This window comes from Marinobacter sp., assembly GCF_039977835.1.
In the GTDB taxonomy this organism is placed as follows: Bacteria; Pseudomonadota; Gammaproteobacteria; order Pseudomonadales; family Oleiphilaceae; genus Marinobacter.
This window is the reverse complement of the sequence record NZ_JBDWCL010000067.1, coordinates 22,955-40,745: the sequence shown is the minus strand read 5'-3', so window position 1 is coordinate 40,745 and position 17,791 is coordinate 22,955. Positions and strand designations below refer to the sequence as shown.

At 56.7% G+C, this 17,791-nt stretch carries 15 protein-coding genes and 1 tRNA gene; 3 read left to right on the top strand and 13 right to left on the bottom strand.

The genetic code is table 11. The features are described from left to right. Window positions 1-880 precede the first annotated feature (880 nt). Window positions 881-1,315, bottom strand: coding sequence for a hypothetical protein (locus ABJM11_RS19565; RefSeq protein ID WP_348296691.1), 435 nt, complete (start codon window positions 1,313-1,315; stop codon window positions 881-883). A gap of 324 nt (window positions 1,316-1,639) precedes the next feature. On the opposite strand from ABJM11_RS19565, the gene ABJM11_RS19560 reads away from it, so the two are divergent. From ABJM11_RS19560 to ABJM11_RS19550, 3 genes are all read left to right on the top strand, one after another. Next, a complete protein-coding gene (locus ABJM11_RS19560; RefSeq protein WP_348296690.1) occupies window positions 1,640-2,101 on the top strand; it encodes a DUF3015 family protein in 462 nt (153 codons plus the stop codon). 95 nt (window positions 2,102-2,196) lie between these two features. Continuing rightward, complete coding sequence (locus ABJM11_RS19555; protein ID WP_348296689.1) at window positions 2,197-4,062, top strand: DUF4105 domain-containing protein; 1,866 nt, start codon at window positions 2,197-2,199, stop codon at window positions 4,060-4,062. After that, entirely contained in the window at window positions 4,032-4,910 is an 879-nt protein-coding gene (locus ABJM11_RS19550; RefSeq protein WP_348296688.1) for an alpha/beta hydrolase, read from the top strand. Before ABJM11_RS19555 ends, ABJM11_RS19550 begins: the two co-directional genes overlap by 31 nt. Window positions 4,911-5,105: 195 nt before the next feature. Here ABJM11_RS19550 and pnp read toward each other — a convergent pair whose 3' ends face one another. The 12 genes from pnp to folP all read right to left on the bottom strand — a co-directional run bounded on the left by pnp (window position 5,106) and on the right by folP (window position 17,712). Further along, window positions 5,106-7,229, bottom strand: coding sequence for a polyribonucleotide nucleotidyltransferase (gene pnp / locus ABJM11_RS19545; protein WP_348296687.1), 2,124 nt, complete (start codon window positions 7,227-7,229; stop codon window positions 5,106-5,108). Window positions 7,230-7,530: 301 nt separating this feature from the next. Beyond that, window positions 7,531-7,800: a 30S ribosomal protein S15 gene (gene rpsO / locus ABJM11_RS19540; RefSeq protein ID WP_137435803.1), complete on the bottom strand. Its 270-nt coding sequence runs from the start codon at window positions 7,798-7,800 to the stop codon at window positions 7,531-7,533. Between the two features lie 93 nt (window positions 7,801-7,893). Continuing rightward, window positions 7,894-8,814 (bottom strand): tRNA pseudouridine(55) synthase TruB, encoded by a 921-nt coding sequence (gene truB, locus ABJM11_RS19535; RefSeq protein WP_348296686.1) that lies wholly within the window; start codon window positions 8,812-8,814, stop codon window positions 7,894-7,896. After that, on the bottom strand, window positions 8,811-9,248 hold the full coding sequence (gene rbfA / locus ABJM11_RS19530; RefSeq protein WP_348296685.1) for a 30S ribosome-binding factor RbfA: 438 nt from the start codon (window positions 9,246-9,248) through the stop codon (window positions 8,811-8,813). Before rbfA ends, truB begins: the two co-directional genes overlap by 4 nt. Further along, on the bottom strand, window positions 9,248-11,824 hold the full coding sequence (infB, locus tag ABJM11_RS19525; RefSeq protein ID WP_348296684.1) for a translation initiation factor IF-2: 2,577 nt from the start codon (window positions 11,822-11,824) through the stop codon (window positions 9,248-9,250). The genes rbfA and infB overlap by 1 nt, the downstream gene beginning before the upstream one ends. A gap of 17 nt (window positions 11,825-11,841) precedes the next feature. Next, on the bottom strand, window positions 11,842-13,335 hold the full coding sequence (gene nusA, locus ABJM11_RS19520) for a transcription termination factor NusA (protein ID WP_348296683.1): 1,494 nt from the start codon (window positions 13,333-13,335) through the stop codon (window positions 11,842-11,844). A 41-nt stretch (window positions 13,336-13,376) separates the two neighbouring features. Further along, window positions 13,377-13,838: a ribosome maturation factor RimP gene (gene rimP, locus ABJM11_RS19515; protein WP_150990125.1), complete on the bottom strand. Its 462-nt coding sequence runs from the start codon at window positions 13,836-13,838 to the stop codon at window positions 13,377-13,379. A gap of 331 nt (window positions 13,839-14,169) precedes the next feature. Continuing rightward, window positions 14,170-14,254: transfer RNA gene (locus tag ABJM11_RS19510), tRNA-Leu, on the bottom strand. Between the two features lie 7 nt (window positions 14,255-14,261). After that, the gene (gene secG / locus ABJM11_RS19505; protein ID WP_348296682.1) at window positions 14,262-14,636 is read right to left on the bottom strand and encodes a preprotein translocase subunit SecG; all 375 of its coding nucleotides are present in this window, start codon (window positions 14,634-14,636) and stop codon (window positions 14,262-14,264) included. A gap of 57 nt (window positions 14,637-14,693) precedes the next feature. Then, the gene (gene tpiA, locus ABJM11_RS19500; RefSeq protein WP_348296681.1) at window positions 14,694-15,452 is read right to left on the bottom strand and encodes a triose-phosphate isomerase; all 759 of its coding nucleotides are present in this window, start codon (window positions 15,450-15,452) and stop codon (window positions 14,694-14,696) included. Window positions 15,453-15,538: 86 nt separating this feature from the next. Continuing rightward, complete coding sequence (gene glmM / locus ABJM11_RS19495) at window positions 15,539-16,882, bottom strand: phosphoglucosamine mutase (protein ID WP_348296680.1); 1,344 nt, start codon at window positions 16,880-16,882, stop codon at window positions 15,539-15,541. Next, window positions 16,879-17,712, bottom strand: a complete 834-nt coding sequence (gene folP, locus ABJM11_RS19490; RefSeq protein ID WP_348296679.1) for a dihydropteroate synthase — start codon at window positions 17,710-17,712, stop codon at window positions 16,879-16,881. The genes glmM and folP overlap by 4 nt, the downstream gene beginning before the upstream one ends. Window positions 17,713-17,791: the final 79 nt, after the last annotated feature.

Here is a 17,791-nt window from a genome sequence, read left to right as displayed (position 1 = left end):
AGCTTTCCAGCTCCAGTTGATCGTTTACCGTAAGATTAAAGGGTGCTGGTTTGCGGGCCAAAACAGAGTCTCCAAGCTCGTGAATAACAGCTCGAATTATAGCATATATACACTTAGGAAATACCCGGACGGAACACTAGCTAATTTTTCTGATCATGGGCAGCACCAAAGTCGGAGCTGCGACACTATAAAACAGACGATTTTCTTAGGTAATTAAATGTATCTTAGATCAGCAGCTTTGCTCTAATTAAGCCAAGGGAGAAAACCATTGTGAAGGTAAGGGTTTTAATCTTGATTCTGTTGGCTTGCCTTTCATCCGGATGTGCTACAACTGCAAACTATGAAGATATACTCAGGAGTTGGGTTGGCACAGATGTTAATCGACTTGTTGATTCTTGGGGGTACCCAGAAAACTCGTTTAAAGCCCCCAACGGTAACACTGTTTACGCTTATAGCACCTCAGGCAGCTATACGATGCCAGCTCAGACCAACAGCACTTACAATGTCGTTGGCAATACCGTTTATGGAAATTCAACGACCACTGGCGGTCAAACACTAAACTTTTGGTGCAGAACGTACTTTGAAGTCAACGAGTCCGATCGAATCGTTACTTGGCGCTGGGAAGGTAACAACTGCAAAGCGAAGTAATGGATGGCAATCGTGCAAGCAACGCCTCGATTAGGCCATTTTGTAAATATTCGCGCACTATGACTTTACGGCACAAATAAGTTTGAGTCCGATGATAAGCTAGCTCCGAAGTTTCAGGCTTAGCCTCATCCGTAGAAATAAATACCCTAATATCAATGTTATCTTGCTCATTTTGTGTATAAAAAAGCCGGTGACTTTAAAGTCACCGGCTTTTTTATACACAAATAAGATCTTACTTGATGCTCTTAATGGTGCCCTTGTAACCTTCAACAGTTACGTTGATAGTACCGAAAACGAGGAAGTCGTCGGTCTTAACCGTGTAACGAGGAGCTACGATGATATCCGCACCAGACTCGGTAATAGCTTTATAAGCTGCGGCAGACTTTGCCTTGGAAACCGGATTCTCGAATGGAAGCGCGCCGCCTCCTGAACCACCAGCTCCGTATGCTACACCATCAGCAAACTCTTTATCGTTTGCAATGGTGAAGAACAATATCTTGGTAACAGACGCCTTACCAGTGATCTTCTCGCCAACTTCGACATCAGCCTTCAGGTTTGTTTCCAAAGGAGCAGTGATGGGCATAGCATTTGAGCTGACATTCATTGAGCTACAGCCAGACAGCGCGCCAGCGAGAACCAGTGAGGATGCAATTAGAACTTTTTTCAAAATCGTGTCTCCATGTGTTAGTTGAGGGCCTTCTTGGCCGCCCGCACTATACCCAAATCAATACTATATAACAATACAGTCACAATTGATCACTTTTTAGCCAGTTAAGGAATATAAAACAAACTCTCGTTTTGATTATCAGGCCAAGTCAATCACTCCTTCGCCTTTGTAATTTGCCTTCCACGTATATGAACTATACTCAAAGTCAACGGTCGACTTGACTCTATGGGAAATCAGTCAGGGCCGTTAGCGCGCCGACCCCGGGACACTCTGAGGCGCTGTGGCGCGTGTGCGACGACAGCTAAATTAAACAAGGAGTGGATAATGAAAAAACTGATCGCAGGTGCACTGCTCCTGAGTGCCTCTACCCTAACTTTCGCACAGCCTGGTTGCGGTGTAGGCGCAATGATATGGAAAGGACAATCGGGTCTTGTTCCCCATGTGCTTGGAGCAACAACGAATGGAATGGCATCACAAACAGTTAGCATGACACTTGGTCTCACGGGATGTAATACAAACGAAAGCGTTCAATCGATGGCTATGCTCATGGATTCTCGGGGACCGCAGATTGCTGCCGATATATCGCGCGGATACGGCGAAAATTTGGAAGCAATGGCAATTGCACTAGGTGTTCAGGAAGAACACAGAGACGACTTCTACTCACTTCTTAACCAGAATTTTTCTACTATTTATCCAGATCAAGACACCACATCCGGTGAAGCAGTGGATGCCATCGTAGCCCTGCTGGAACAGAACGAATCGCTGAGTAAGTACGTAGCAGCCTGATTCTCCGGCCAGGAAAAGGAAACAGTGCGCCAAGGACGGCGCAACCATTAACGAATTATCTACGCTTTCTCTAACCCGGAACTGGCTGACCATCCATGCGCACTTGGCTTCGGTTCGTGCTGGCCCTGCTTTGGCTGGCAACAGGTTTTCACGCAAACGCCAACTCGCTTCCGGACACTGGAGACCTTCACCAACACCCTGCATGGCTGACTCTTGTACATTACCAGCCCGACCGCTTCGGTGATGGCTATACCAGCCAGGCGGACGATGACAGTTTTTTTCTCAGCGATCAGGGTAAAACTTCGCCGGGAGCAGAGCTCGACGCCACACTGGAAGCCATCACCCAGCCCGGAAACGGCGACGACCACGCCCGCTGCCGTTTTCCCGCCAGGGACCGCTGGCTGAGACAGCAACTGGACCTGTCACAAGAACCGGCAGACTGCCCTGCCTACGACGAATGGGCCGAAGAGCTTAATACCGAAACCGTAACACTGGTGTTTGCCGCCTCGTACCTGAACAGCCCGTCATCGATGTTCGGACACACCTTCCTTCGCCTCGACTCGCCTCAGGATCAAAAAAATGCCAATCTTCTACTTGCCAACACCATTTCCTATGCAGCCAATGCGGCGCCAGGCGACAACGAAATCCTGTTTGCCTACAAAGGCATATTCGGCGGGTACCCCGGCATCACCTCCATCCAGCCCTACTACGAAAAAATCCGGCTTTATTCGGATATTGAGCATCGGGACCTGTGGGAGTACCAACTCAACCTGTCCCAGCCGGAAGTGGACATGATGCTGGCCCATACGTGGGAGATCCGGGAGCAGAATTTCGACTATTACTTCTTCGACGAGAACTGCGCCTATCGGTTGCTGGCCCTGATCGACGTGGCCCGCCCCGGCACCGACCTGCTGGATGAGGTCAGCACCCATGCGATTCCTTCAGACACCGTGCGCTGGGTGGTGGACCGGGGGCTGGTCGAAGAGGTCTATTACCGCCCCTCAGCGGCAACCAGTGTCAGCCATCGCATCGATTCGCTGCCTGACGACCATCAGACACTGGCTGCTGCCATCGCCAACGGCTACGTCAAGGCGGATGCACCGGAGGTCAAGGCACTGAATGATGAACAACAAGCCCGGGTGCTGGACGCGACCTACGATTATGTCCGTTACCAGAGTGAAGCCGAAGGCTGGCCCCGGGAGCACGCAGCCCCTCTCTCCCACGATCTGCTGCGGGAGCGCAGCCAGATTCGCGGCGTTGCCGCCCAGGAAGGCCCGCCCGAGCCTGCCATTCGTGACGATCAAGGCCACGGTACCTTCCGCGCCAGCCTCAGCGGCGGACGCTTAAACGACCGCAACTTCAGTGAACTGACCCTGCGCCCCGCGTACCACGACGTCCTGGACCCTCCAGCCGGCTACCGTGGCGGCGCCCAACTCCAGTTCCTGCGCCTGGACGCCCGCCTGTATACCGACAACAACGAATTGCAGATTGAGCAACTGACCGGCGTGGAGATCCGCTCCCTGTCGCCCCGAAACCAGTTCTTTTCGCCCCTGTCCTGGCAGGTGGGCTTTGGCGGCCGTCGCACTGACACGGAAACCGACCGTGTATTCACCCCTTACCTGGAAGGCGGCGCAGGCGGAAGCTGGCAACTGGCGCCCGGCACCCAGGCCTTCGCCATGGCCACTGCCGATCTGGAAATCGACGACGACCTGCGCCGCGGCTACGACGCCGCTCCAGGCGCCGACCTTGGGCTACTCCACCAGAATAACCAGTTCAGCCTTCTCGCTGGCGTTAAAACCAGGGCCTGGATCGTCAGCAGCCAGCACCGCCAGGACCAGGCCTACCTTGAGGGCAACTGGCACTTCGGGCGGGAGCTCAGCCTGTTCGGAAAATTCAGCCGTGAAGACCACTACGACAGGTACCGCAGCACATGGCAACTCGGACTCCACGCCTACTTCTAAGAACACTGGCGGGCACAGTCGCCGCGCTCGCACTGCTGTTGCAGACAGGCTGCAGCAGTGTGTTCTTCTATCCCGACCAGGTCACCTACGTCACACCCGACCGCCTGAACCTGGAATACGACGATGTGTACCTGGACACCCCGGATGGAGAAACCCTCCACGGCTGGTGGCTGCCTGCCAAATCTGACCCTAAAGGCACGGTCTATTACCTGCACGGCAACGCCCAGAACATGAGCAGCCACATCATGAACATCGCCTGGCTGCCTGAGAGGCGCTATAACGTTTTCATAATCGACTACCGGGGATACGGCCGCTCAACCGGTGCACCGGACATAGAGGGCACCCTGCACGACGCAGAAGCCGGCCTTCGATGGCTAATTGACCAGTCCGACGTACAGGACCGGCCACTGTTCCTGCTGGGCCAGAGCCTCGGTGGCGCACTTGGCACCGCTCTGGCCAGCGAATGGGTCAAACGGGACGAACAGCCGCCACTGGATGGCGTGATCCTTGACGGAACCTTCTCCGGTTTCCGCGCTATTGCCCGCGAGAAACTGGGCGACTTCTGGCTGACCTGGCCGTTCCAGATTCCCCTGAGCTGGACCATCACCGATGAGTACGAGGCTTATGAACGCATCGGCGACATCAGCCCAGTGGCGGTGATGGTGATTCACAGTGAGCGGGATGGGATTATCCCCTTCCATCATGGTGAGCAGTTATTTGAAGCGGCGGAAGAACCCAAGCGGTTCTTAAGGACGGATACGGGGCATGGGGCCACGTTTGTGATTCCGGGGTATCAGGCGGCAGTTTTGGGGTTCATGGATGCAAATGGGGATGAGGATGGTCGCTAAATCCGGGCGTCTATCGCCATCAGGCTTGCAAAACCGTGGAGCGCCAGGGATGGCGCGACCGAGCCCTACAGGGACGTATTTACGTGGCGTGTTTTGAAAGCCTGATGGCGATAGACGCTGCACCGAACTAGCAGGCCTGAGGACAAAAAACCCGCCAAGCTCAGAAGCATGGCGGGTTCTTTGTAGAATTCAAGCTTACAGCGCAGACAAATCCGTCGGCTGTTCGCCTTCCTTCACTTCCTTCATGGACAGCTTTACGCGTCCACGGTTGTCTACGTCCAGAACCTTCACCAGCACTTCCTGGCCTTCGCTGAGCTCGTCGGTGACGTTCTCGATGCGACGTTCGGAGATCTGGGAGATGTGTACCAGACCATCCTTGCCGGGCAGGATGTTAACGAAGGCACCGAAGTCCACGATGCGCTCAACGCGGCCGCTGTAGATAGCACCCACCTCGATTTCAGCAGTGATTTCCATCACCCGCTTCATCGCAGCATTGGCTGCATCCTGGTTGTCGGCGTAGATCTTCACGTTGCCGTCGTCGTCCAGATCGATGGAGGCTCCGGTTTCGTCACAGATAGAGCGGATCACGGAACCGCCCTTGCCAATAACGTCGCGGATCTTCTCCGGATTGATCTTGATGGTGGTAATGCTCGGCGCACGGCTTGAAAGCTCTTTACGCGGCGAGGAAATCACCTTCGCCATTTCACCCAGGATGTGCAGGCGTGCTGCGTTGGCCTGGTCCAGGGCAATTTCCATGATCTCGTCGGTAATGCCCTGGATCTTGATATCCATCTGCAGGGCAGTGATGCCTTCGGCGGTACCCGCGACCTTGAAGTCCATGTCGCCGAGGTGATCCTCGTCACCCAGGATGTCAGTCAGAACCGCGAACTTGTCGCCTTCCTTGACCAGACCCATGGCAATACCGGCAACCGGCGCCTTGATGGGCACACCCGCGTCCATCAGTGCCAGACTGGAACCACAGACAGATGCCATGGAGCTGGAACCGTTGGACTCAGTGATCTCGGACACCGCACGAATGGTGTACGGGAACTCTTCCATGGTAGGCATAACCGCAGCCACACCACGCTTGGCAAGACGGCCGTGGCCGACTTCACGACGACCCGGTGTACCAACACGGCCGGCTTCGCCGACGGAGTACGGAGGGAAGTTGTAGTGGAAAAGGAACGGATCCTTGCGCTCACCTTCCAGAGCATCGATGATCTGCATGTCACGGGCAGTACCCAGTGTGGTCGTCACGATAGCCTGGGTTTCACCACGGGTGAACAGGGCGGAACCGTGGGTGCTGGGCAGAACGCCGACTTCGACTTCGATCGGACGGACGGTCTTGTTGTCGCGGCCATCGATACGTGGCTTGCCATCGATAACCTGCTTGCGAACGATGGTCTTCTCAACCTTGCCAAAGTACTTCTTGACGTCATCTGCAGAAGGCTGACCTTCTTCCTCACCAGCCAGCTTCTCAACCAGTGCGGTCTTGATCTCGCCCAGGCGCGCGTAACGCTCCATCTTGTCGCGAATGCTGTAGGCTTCTTCGATCGCACCGGCCGCTTCGGCGTTCACAGCATTCAGGAGCTCGGTGTTTTCCGGCTCTGGTTGCCATTCCCAGCGAGGCTTGCCCACTTCAGCAGCCAGTTCCTTGATGGCGGTAATGGCTGTCTGCATTTCCTGGTGACCGAAGAGCACGGCACCCAGCATCTGGTCTTCAATCAGGCCCTTCGCTTCCGACTCAACCATCAGCACCGCATCCTCGGTACCGGCCACAACCATGTCCAGCAGGGAGGTTTCCAGCTCTTCAAAGGTCGGGTTCAGGAAATAACCACGCTCATTGGTGTAGCCTACGCGTGAAGCACCGATAGGACCGTCAAACGGGATACCGGAGATAGCCAGTGCGGCGGAGGCAGCCAGCATGGCAGCAATATCCGGGTCCTGGTTCTTGCTGGATGACATCACCGTGGTGATCACCTGGGTTTCGTTCATGAACCCCTTGGGGAACAGTGGACGAATCGGACGGTCGATCAGTCGCGAGGTCAGTGTTTCTTTTTCGGACGGGCGGCCTTCACGCTTGAAGAATCCACCGGGGATTTTACCCACAGCGTAAGTCTTCTCGAAGTAGTTGACAGTCAGCGGAAAGAACGGCTGACCGGGTTTGGCTTCTTTGGCCGCGACTACGGTGCCCAATACCGAAATGTCATCAATGGTCACCAGCACGGAGCCGGTAGCCTGACGCGCGATACGGCCAGTCTCAATCGTGACGGTCTTGCCGCCAAGTTCAAACGATTTTTTTACGGGTGTGAGATTCACTGTAACTCCTGAATTCATCTTTTCAATTTGACTCAGACCATCCGCCCCTGCGGACAATCCGTTATAACTGCAAGGCCTGAACCGATGAACTGAAGAGTAACCCGTCTGAAAGCTAACAGGCTGTTGGAAACACCGGGCCCGAGGGCGCTTCGTAAGGCCGGGGTTTTCAACAACCTGCTATCAATTTCAACTTTCCAATACGACAGGGAGTTTCTTCAGGTTTCACTGACAGACACAATGCAGGGGAAAAGCACAACCGGCGAGGCAATCGCCCCGCCGGCCGTTAAATACAACCGGGCTACTAGCGACGCAGGTTCAGACGCTGGATCAGTTCCAGGTAGCGGTCTGCGTTCTTGCGCTTCAGGTAGTCCAGCAGCTTACGACGCTGGTTAACCATCCGGATAAGACCGCGGCGGGAATGGTGATCCTGCTTGTTGGTCTTGAAGTGATCCTGCAGCTTGTTGATGTTGTGGCTCAACAGTGCAACCTGCACTTCTGGAGAACCGGTATCGCCATCACCCTGCTGAAAATCCTTAACGATCTGTGCTTTCTCGTTGGCAGAAAGTGCCATAACTCACCTCTATTGTCGCGATGCTATCGAATTCGGCCGAACCACGCATCTCTACAGCCCGGCTAATCAGCGACAACCATTATAAAACGGTTGTCAGCCACTCTTCACCAGACGGCGAGGCACCAGTTTGGTGGCCTCCCCGTCCGGGAATCCTTCCGCCAGCCCCACAAAACGCCCGTTGCCATAGAGGCGAACGTACCCTTCGGCTGGCTGACCAGTCATTCTAACTGGTTGTCCGTTCAATATCGATACCAGTGCACTGCCCTCCAGTTCCTGCTCCGGGAACATGGATAGCGCGGCATCCGGGGCCACCAACAGACCATCCAGGCTTTCGCCCTGTTCACGCATGGACTCCAGGGTGGTGACCTCAACGGCGTCCGCCAGAGTAAAGCCTGAAGCCATCGTGCGACGCAAGGCCGTTACATGAGCGCCGCAGCCCAGAGCCTCGCCGATATCTTCCACCAGGGAACGGATATAGGTGCCCTTGGTGCAACTGACCGCGATGTCGATCTCCGCCTCACGCACTTCCAGCAGTTTCAGCTCGTAGATGGTAACCGGGCGGGATGGGCGCTCCACTTCGATGCCTTCCCGTGCGTATTCGTACAGGGGGCGGCCCTTGTGCTTGAGCGCGGAATACATGGAGGGGACCTGCTGGATTTCACCTCGGAACTGGTCGAGGACCGGCTCCAGGGTTTCCGCATCCAGCCCGGCCGGCACCGGCTTTTCAGACACCACCGCACCTTCACTGTCACCGGTCTCGGTGCGGACACCCAGACGCGCCGTCGCGATGTAAGCCTTATCGCTGTCCAGCATCATCTGGGAGAACTTCGTCGCTTCGCCAAAACACAGCGGCAGAACGCCGGTAGCCAGCGGGTCCAGCGCGCCGGTATGACCGGCCTTGGCCGCACCAAACAGGCGCTTCACCTGCTGAAGGATGCCATTGGAGGTAATATCCATCGGCTTGTCGATAACCAGGATGCCGTTTACGTCACGGCCTTTACGGCGACGACTCAAACGTCCCGCTCCTGATCGTCGGATGAACGGTCATTATCCGCTTCACCATCCCGATCAACCGCCGGCTTGTCGCCAACCGCTTCGCGAATCAGGTTATCCATGTGGCGGCTGTGCCCAAGCAGCGAGTCGAAGTGGAACCGCAGCTGGGGCGTGACCCGCAGCTTCATGGCGCGACCAATCTGTCCGCGCAGAAAGCCGGAAGCCTTGTTCAGTACCGCCAGGGAGTCCCGCACTTCGGGGGACTCCTCGGTCAGCTCTTCGGTGGTGAGCAGGGATACGTAGATATCGGCGTAGCCCAGGTCACGGCTTACCTTGACGGCATTGACCGTGACCATACCCACCCGCGGGTCTTTGACCTCCCGCTGGATGAGCTGGGCCAGCTCACGCTGCATCTGATCGCCGATGCGATCAATCCGGCTGAACTCTCTTGGCATCAGGCCCCCGTAGACTCAAGCTTACGCTCGACGCGGATGCGGTCAAACACCTCAATCTGGTCGCCGACCTTCACATCGTATCCTTTAACACCGATACCACACTCCATGCCGTTCCGGACTTCGGGTACGTCATCCTTGAAGCGACGCAGGGATTCCAGCTCGCCTTCAAAGATAACCACGTTGTCACGCAGAACGCGGATCGGCTTATTACGGTATACCGTGCCCTCAGTGACCATGCAGCCGGCCACCTGGCCAAATTTCGGTGAGCGGAACACGTCACGCACATCGGCGATACCGACAATATCCTCGCGGAATTCTGGTGCCAGCATGCCGGTCAGGGCTGCTTTCACATCATCGATCAGGTTGTAGATGATGCTGTAATACCGCAGATCCAGGCCTTCCTGCTCCACCAGACGCTTGGAAGCCGTATCGGCACGCACATTGAAGCCGAAGATAACCGCATTGGTTGCCATGGCCAGACTGACGTCTGTTTCGGCTATACCACCAACGCCGGAGGACACAATCTTGACCTGCACTTCGTCGTTGCCCAGATCCTGGAGCGATTTGGTGATGGCTTCCAGGGAACCACGAACGTCGGTCTTGAGGACCACGTTGAGGGTCTTGACCTCGTCCTTGCCCATGTTCTCGAACAGGTTCTCCAGCTTGGCCGCCTGCTGCCTGTGCAGACGCTGCTCCCGCTCGCGGGCCTGGCGGAATTCCGCCAGTTCCTTGGCCTTCTTCTCGTCGGCCACGGCGAAGAACTCGTCGCCGGCATTCGGCGTGCCGTTCAGGCCGAGGATTTCCACGGGAATGGAGGGACCCGCTTCCTTGACCTGTTTGCCGGCCTCGTCAGTCATGGCGCGAACCTTACCGAAGAAGGAACCAGCCACAACCATTTCGCCCTGGCGCAGGGTGCCATTCTGGACCAGCACAGTGGCCACGGAGCCACGGCCACGCTCGAGACTGGACTCGACAACCACGCCCTTGGCCGACGCGTCCGGGGACGCCTCAAGCTCGAGGATTTCGGCCTGAAGCAGCAGGGCTTCAAGCAGGTCGTCGATGCCGTCGCCTGTGTGGGCGGATACCGGGATAAACTGGACGTCACCGCCCCAGTCTTCCGGAATCACTTCCATACCGGCCAGTTCGGTCTTGATGCGGTCCGGGTCGGCCTCTTCCTTGTCCATCTTGTTAATGGCAACAACAATGGGCACGCCGGCGGAGCGGGCATGCTGCACCGCTTCCTTGGTCTGGGGCATCACACCGTCATCGGCCGCCACCACCAGGATAACGATATCGGTACACTGGGCGCCCCGTGCACGCATGGCCGTGAAAGCCGCGTGGCCCGGGGTATCCAGGAAAGACACCATGCCGTGGTCGGTTTGCACGTGGTAAGCACCGATGTGCTGCGTAATACCACCGGACTCGCCTGAAGCCACCTTGGTGCGACGGATATAGTCCAGAAGCGAGGTCTTGCCGTGGTCGACGTGACCCATCACGCTGACCACCGGCGCACGCTTGGTCTTTTCCCTGCCCTCAAAGGCAAATTCGCTCAGCACTTCTTCCTCGAATGCGTCCTCGCTGACCGTATTCGCCTTGTGGCCAAGCTCTTCGGTTACCAGTACTGCCGTTTCCTGATCCAGGGCCTGGTTGATGGTCGCCATTACCCCCATGCCCATCAGTTTCTTGATGACGTCGGCTGACTTGACGGCCATTCGCTGGGCAAGGTCACCCACGGTGATCGTCTCGGGAATATCGACTTCTCTTACCATTGGCTTGGTAGGCCTCTCGAAAGCGTGACGCTTCTCTTTGGGTTTCTTTTTCGCGCGAAGTGGCTTGCGCAGCGTGGTATCTTCCTCTTCTTCATTAATAACAAGAGGTTCCTCAACCGGACGATTACGCGGGCCGCGATGGCCAGCAGATTTCTTCTTCGGCTTGCCCTCGTCCGGCTCGTCGCCGCGCTCACGCGCTTTTTCTTTCTTTTTCTTCGGCTTGCGATCCTTGCCTTCGCCCTCTTCAGGAGGCGGGATCGGCATATCTTCCGGTGCGGGAACCGGTGACGGCTCCGGCTCGGCAGCTTCTTTCGATGGTTCTTTACCGGCCGGCTTCTCTTCAGCTGCCGGTTTCTCTTCGCCCGACGGCTCTTCCGCAGGCGTCTCTGAAACCGGCGCTTCCGGCTTCGGCACCTCTGCCGGCTGTGCCTGCTGAGCCGCTACCGCAGGCGTTTCTTCCGGCGCCGCGGCAGCCTGCTCGGCGGCCTCTTCCTGCCTGGCCGCTTCCGGCTCCAGCTCGGCGCGTTTGATATACGTACGGCGCTTGCGAACCTCAACGTTGACCGTTTTTGCACGGCCCGCTTTCAGCGTGGTTGTTGTCTTGCGCTTGAGAGTGATTTTCTTCGGTTCCGCTTCACTCTCACCGTGATTCTTTCTCAGATAGGTCAGCAACTGTTGCTTCTCATCGCTGGTGACAGAGTCCTCTTCGGAGCGGGCTTTCAGGCCAGCCTCCACGATCTGTCGCAGCAAACGATCCACGGGAGCGCCTACATCTGCGGCCAGTTGTTTTACCGTTACATCAGCCATACTGGTCCTCCTCCCGATTAAGCCTGGTCTTCAAACCAGGGGGCGCGTGCAGCCATAATCAACTGGCCGGCACGCTCTTCTTCCATACCTTCAATGTCGATCAGGTCATCAACCGACTGCTCTGCAAGATCTTCCATGGTACGGATACCCATACCTGCCAGCTTGAACGCCAGGCCCCGGTCCATGCCGTCCATTGCCAGAAGATCCTCTGCGGGTTCCGCGCCTTCAAGTGCCTCTTCGCTGGCCAGAGCCTGGTTCAGCAGGGCATCCTTGGCACGGCGACGCAATTCCGTGACGGTTTCTTCGTCGAACCCTTCAATAGCGAGCATCTCCTCCATGGGGATGTACGCCACTTCCTCAATAGAGGTAAAGCCTTCCTCGATGAGAACACCGGCAAATTCCTCGTCCACATCCAGGTTGCCGGTAAAGTGCTCCAGCAAGGTGTTGTATTCCTGTTCCTGACGCTGCCCGGCTTCTTCTTCGGTCATCACGTTCAGTGTCCAGCCCGTCAGCTCTGTGGCCAGACGCACGTTCTGTCCGTTACGGCCGATGGCCTGCGCCAGGTTATCCTCAGCGACAGCCACTTCCATTGTGTGACGGTCCTCGTCCATAACAATGGACGCTACTTCTGCAGGCGCCATGGCGTTGATAACCAGCTGTGCCGGGTTGTCGTCCCAAAGCACAATGTCAACACGCTCACCACCCAACTCGTTGGAAACGGCCTGTACGCGGGAACCACGCATACCAACGCAGGCACCTACCGGGTCAATCCGGCGGTCATTGGTTTTCACCGCAATCTTGGCCCGGGAACCGGGGTCCCGTGCAGCACCACGGATTTCGATCAGCTCTTCGGCAATTTCCGGGACCTCGATACGGAACAGCTCGATCAGCATCTGCGGATCCGTGCGGCTCAGGATCAACTGCGGGCCTCGGTGATCGGTGCGAATTTCCTGCAGCAGCGAACGAACCCGGTCACCCATGCGGAAAGTCTCGCGCGCAATCAGGTGCTCGCGGGGCAGCAGGGCTTCAGCGTTGGCCCCCAGATCCACGATGACGTTATCCCGTGTCACCTTCTTTACGGTACCGGAGACAAGCTCACCTACCCGGTCACGATAGCTGTCGACAATCTTGCTGCGCTCAGCTTCCCGCACTTTCTGGAAGATAATCTGCTTGGCTGCCTGGGCGCCAATACGTCCGAAAGCAACAGACTCCACTTTTTCTTCATGGATGTCGCCCGGCCGGAGGTTCCCGTCGATCTCCTCGGCTTCCTGCATGGTCAGCTCGGTGCCAAGAGCAGGAACGGCGTCGTTATCAACCACCAGCCAGCGGCGGAACGTCTCGTATTCGCCGGTACGGCGATCAATGGAAACCCGGATATCGGCTTCCTCGTCGTCGTAACGTTTTTTGGCAGCGGTGGCGAGCGCCAGCTCAATTGCTTCAAAGATCACGTCCTTCTCGACACCTTTTTCGTTCGAGACGGATTCAACCACCAGCAAGATCTCTTTACTCATTGGATTGCCCTGCCCTTAAAATAAACTTTGCGTCCACTGACTTATTCAAATGCCGGAACGATGTTGGCTTTCTCGATGCTATCGAATGGCAACAGGTACTCGTGATCATCAACAACCACGACAACGTCCTCGCCCTCAACGCCTTTAATCAGGCCCTGGAACTTGCGACGCCCCTCGAATGCCATCCGTAATTTGATCTGGACCTGATGGCCGGCGAATGCCTCATACTGCTCCAGTCGGAACAACGGCCGATCCATGCCCGGAGAGGAAACCTCCAGGGTATATTCTGTCTGAATGGGGTCTTCCACATCCATCACGCCGCTCGCCTGGCGGCTGACTTTTTCACAGTCTTCAATGCCGATGCCGTTCTCGGCGTCGTCAATAAATATTCTCAACAGGGAATGGTGTCCCTGGGAGCGGAATTCAATGCCCCAGAATTCGTAGCCCAGACCTTCGACGATCGGCCTGAGTATTTCTTCCAGCTGCTTCAACTTGGCTGACAAGGCTATTCGGTCTCCATTACTCGTTTTTTCGACCCCAAAAACAAAAAAAGGGCTGTTGATCAGCCCTTTTTATGCACCAGGGCCTGATGCGCCAGGCCCCTTAATCAAAAAGCCCCTGAAAATGTGGGGCCCTTTGTTGCAAGAACTCGCAGAGGATAACCAAAACCAAAACTCCCCTGCTGACAGACACCTGGCCTGCCTGAAACCGACTGGGCACCCTGTGCCCGGAGCCCGCTCCAATATCCGCCGGAGTATAGAGACGCCGGCCTTACTGGTCAAGGACTGACCAAAAAAAACGGCCTGGTCATTCCAAGCCGCTTTTCTTCTAATATGGTGCCCGGGGCCGGACTCGAACCGGCACGGCTTTCGCCACTACCCCCTCAAGATAGCGTGTCTACCAGTTTCACCACCCGGGCAACACTCTTACTCGAGCTCGGGGAGTTCATTTTCATCCCCGCGCCCGGTTTCGCCTTCATCTGCCGATTCACCCTCAGCCTGCCCGGCATCGGAACGGGATTCCTGAACCACAGGAATTCCAGCTTCCCCTGCCACTTCGGCACGCTGCTTGGCGAATACAGCCAGCGAAAAACTTGTTACAAAAAATACAATGGCGAGCAAGGTCGTGGCGCGAACCAGAAAGCTGCTACTGCCCTCACTACCAAATACGGTCTGGGAGGCACCGCCACCAAACGCAGCGCCCGCGTTGGCACCCTTACCCTGCTGAATCAGCACAAGACCCACCAGCGCCACCGCGATGACCACGTGGATAACGACAACCAGTGTTTCGACCCAATCCATAATGTCTCTCTAATAACCAGATGATTCGCGCCAATGGCGTTCGCGAATCTTTATCTTTCAGGATTTGCCCGGCAGCGCCCGGCAAATACTCACAAAATCGTTGGCATTTAACGATGCACCGCCAATCAGGCCACCGTCAATGTCCGGCTGAGCAAAAAGTGCGGCCGCATTATCCGCTTTTACACTGCCGCCGTAAAGCAGGGATATCTTTTCCGCCGGCGCCCCCAGGGAAGCCAGCTCGGCCCGGATAGCGGAATGCATGGCCTGGGCATCTTCAGCAGTGGCCGTTTTTCCGGTTCCTATGGCCCATACCGGTTCATAGGCGATCACAACCTGTCGCCACTGCCCGGACTCGACATCCGCAACAGCCCGACGAACCTGACCCGAAACCACACTTACGGCCGTGCCAGCTTCGCGCTCCTCCAGGGTTTCGCCAACGCATATCACTGCATCCAACCCTGACGCCAATGCCCTGACGACCTTGACTGCTACCTGCTCGTCGGTTTCGCCGAACAGCTGCCTGCGCTCCGAATGCCCCACAAGGGCATAATCGCATCCGGCATCTCTGGCCATCACCGCAGATATTTCCCCGGTGTAGGCACCCGAATCCCAACAGGCAATATTCTGGACACCAACGGCAACCTTTCCGCCGGACTGCCTGATAACATCGCCAACAAACAGGGCGGGAGGAATAATAACAGCCTCCACACCATTATCAAGCGATGCCAACTCTGACCTGACATGGCCAACCAGGCTATTCACAAGGTCTTTCGACCCGTTCATCTTCCAGTTTCCGGCGACGATCTTACGGCGCATAAAAAGCCCCTGATTCGGCCCTGACTCGAGGGAGGGCGAACTATACAGCAGTCTTTTGTGGCAGACAACTGCACCCGGGTACAAAGTCAGCCCCGGGAATTCTCCACAACAACAGCAAGTTCCTCGGCAATCTTCACAATTTCCGACTCATCCTGCCCTTCCGTCATTACGCGGATCAGAGGCTCAGTGCCGGAGGCGCGCAGCAGTACCCGGCCACCGCCGCCCAGCCGCTCTTCGGCCGACGCCACAGCGCTCACAATATCCTCGCGCCCCAATGGATCAAAACGCTTGTCCACCCGTACATTGATCATTTTCTGGGGCAGTTTGCTCATACCCTGGCGAATATCCGCCAGCGAAGTGCCGGCACGGCTGATCGCCAGCAACACCTGCAACGCCGAGACAATGCCATCGCCTGTGGTGGTGCAGTCACGGATCACCATATGTCCGGAACCTTCGCCGCCCAGCAGCCAGCCCCGCTCGATCAGCCTTTCCATCACATAGCGGTCGCCCACTTTGGCGCGCTCGAAATCGATACCCTGTTCCCGCAGTGCCAGCTCAACACCCAGATTGGTCATCAACGTGCCCACAACGCCCCCTTTCAGCGTGCCGGCAGCATGACGCTGGGTGGCAATAACGTACAGCAACTCATCGCCATCAACTTCCGAGCCGTCAGAGTCCACCATCAACACCCGGTCCCCGTCGCCATCAAAGGCGATACCCAAGTCGGCCTGCTTTTCCAGCACTGTCTTACTCAGGGTCTCCAGGTGCGTCGAGCCGACATCGAGGTTGATGTTCAGCCCATCGGGGTCGCCGCCAACCACCGAAATCCTCGCACCCAGTTCACGGAACACCTTGGGCGCCACGTGATAGGTTGCCCCATGAGCACAATCCAGAACAATATGCAGACCTTCAAGGGAAAATTCGTTGGGCACCGTGCTCTTACAGAATTCGACATAGCGACCCGGGGCATCATCCACGCGGAAGGCCTTGCCCAACTCTTTGGCGTCGCATACCTCGATGGGCCGGTCGAGCCAACGCTCGATCTCGGCCTCAAGGGCGTCATCCAGCTTGGTACCTTCAGGAGAAAAGAACTTGATGCCATTGTCGTGGTGCGGGTTGTGGGAAGCGCTGATGACAATACCCGCAGAAGCGCGGAATGTGCGTGTCAGGTAGGCGATAGCGGGCGTCGGCATAGGGCCCAGCAATTTTACATCCACGCCGGCCGCTGACAGACCTGATTCCAGGGCAGACTCGAACATATAACCCGACAGACGCGTGTCCTTGCCGATCAGCACGCTGTTGCGCTGGCCGTCACGCTTGAAAGCCTGCCCGGCAGCCCACCCCAGGTGCAGCATGAATTCCGGTGTGATCGGGTACTCGCCAACCCGACCCCGTATACCGTCCGTGCCAAAATATTTCCTGTCACTCATCGTCCAGCTTCCTCCATTGCCATTACCACTTTAACGGCATCAACTGTTTCCCTGACATCATGGACACGGATAATTGACGCGCCCTTCATCGCAGATATTGTCGCGGCCGCGAGACTCGCCGGCAAGCGTTCGTTGACTTCACGACCGGTGATATGCCCCAGCACGCTCTTGCGGGACAACCCCACCAGCACCGGGTGCCCGAGCAGTTGCAGCTGCTCCAGTGATGCCAGAAGCTGCAGATTATGTACGGGCGATTTGCCGAAACCGAAACCGGGATCCAGGATAATATTATCTGGCCGCACCCCTGCCTTCTCGATAACCCGCATTCGCTCGGTCAGGAACGAACTGACATCGCGCCGTACATTGCGATAACGTGGATCGTCCTGCATGGTATCCGGCTCTCCCTGGATATGCATCACACATACCGGGATCCCTGCCCGGGCCGCCACATCGGGCGCCCCTTCCCGCTGCAAGGCTCTGACATCATTGATCATGCCTGCGCCGAGCTTTGCAATCTCGGCCATCACCCGGGGTGAGCTGGTATCCACGGATACAATCACATCGAGCTCACGGGTGATGGCCTCTACCACCGGGCAAACCCGCTCCAGCTCCTCGTCCAAAGACACCGGCGTAGCCCCGGGGCGCGTGGATTCACCACCCACATCTATGAACACCGCACCATCTGCCGCCATCTCACGGGCCCTGGCCAGGGCGGCATCCACCTGGTTAAAGCGACCACCGTCCGAAAAAGAGTCTGGCGTTACGTTGAGTATGCCCATAACGTGGCAGCCAGACATATCCAGCATTCGGCCCGCGAAGTTCATTTGCATAAGCAACCCTTAGTACACCTGCAAAAACAAACGCCGCCCCGGCCGGGGCGGCGTAAATGGGTTAGTGATCGTTGCCGTG

What these genes read in the sequence shown, in the direction of transcription:
- glmM (WP_348296680.1), bottom strand. Translation starts at nt 16,882, where the DNA reads ATGAGTGACAGGAAATATTTTGGCACGGACGGTATACGGGGTCGGGTT.
- infB (WP_348296684.1), bottom strand. Translation starts at nt 11,824, where the DNA reads ATGGCTGATGTAACGGTAAAACAACTGGCCGCAGATGTAGGCGCTCCC.
- rpsO (WP_137435803.1), bottom strand. Translation starts at nt 7,800, where the DNA reads ATGGCACTTTCTGCCAACGAGAAAGCACAGATCGTTAAGGATTTTCAG.
- secG (WP_348296682.1), bottom strand. Translation starts at nt 14,636, where the DNA reads ATGGATTGGGTCGAAACACTGGTTGTCGTTATCCACGTGGTCATCGCG.
- folP (WP_348296679.1), bottom strand. Translation starts at nt 17,712, where the DNA reads ATGCAAATGAACTTCGCGGGCCGAATGCTGGATATGTCTGGCTGCCAC.
- nusA (WP_348296683.1), bottom strand. Translation starts at nt 13,335, where the DNA reads ATGAGTAAAGAGATCTTGCTGGTGGTTGAATCCGTCTCGAACGAAAAA.
- ABJM11_RS19555 (WP_348296689.1), top strand. Translation starts at nt 2,197, where the DNA reads ATGCGCACTTGGCTTCGGTTCGTGCTGGCCCTGCTTTGGCTGGCAACA.
- ABJM11_RS19550 (WP_348296688.1), top strand. Translation starts at nt 4,032, where the DNA reads ATGGCAACTCGGACTCCACGCCTACTTCTAAGAACACTGGCGGGCACA.
- rbfA (WP_348296685.1), bottom strand. Translation starts at nt 9,248, where the DNA reads ATGCCAAGAGAGTTCAGCCGGATTGATCGCATCGGCGATCAGATGCAG.
- ABJM11_RS19560 (WP_348296690.1), top strand. Translation starts at nt 1,640, where the DNA reads ATGAAAAAACTGATCGCAGGTGCACTGCTCCTGAGTGCCTCTACCCTA.
- tpiA (WP_348296681.1), bottom strand. Translation starts at nt 15,452, where the DNA reads ATGCGCCGTAAGATCGTCGCCGGAAACTGGAAGATGAACGGGTCGAAA.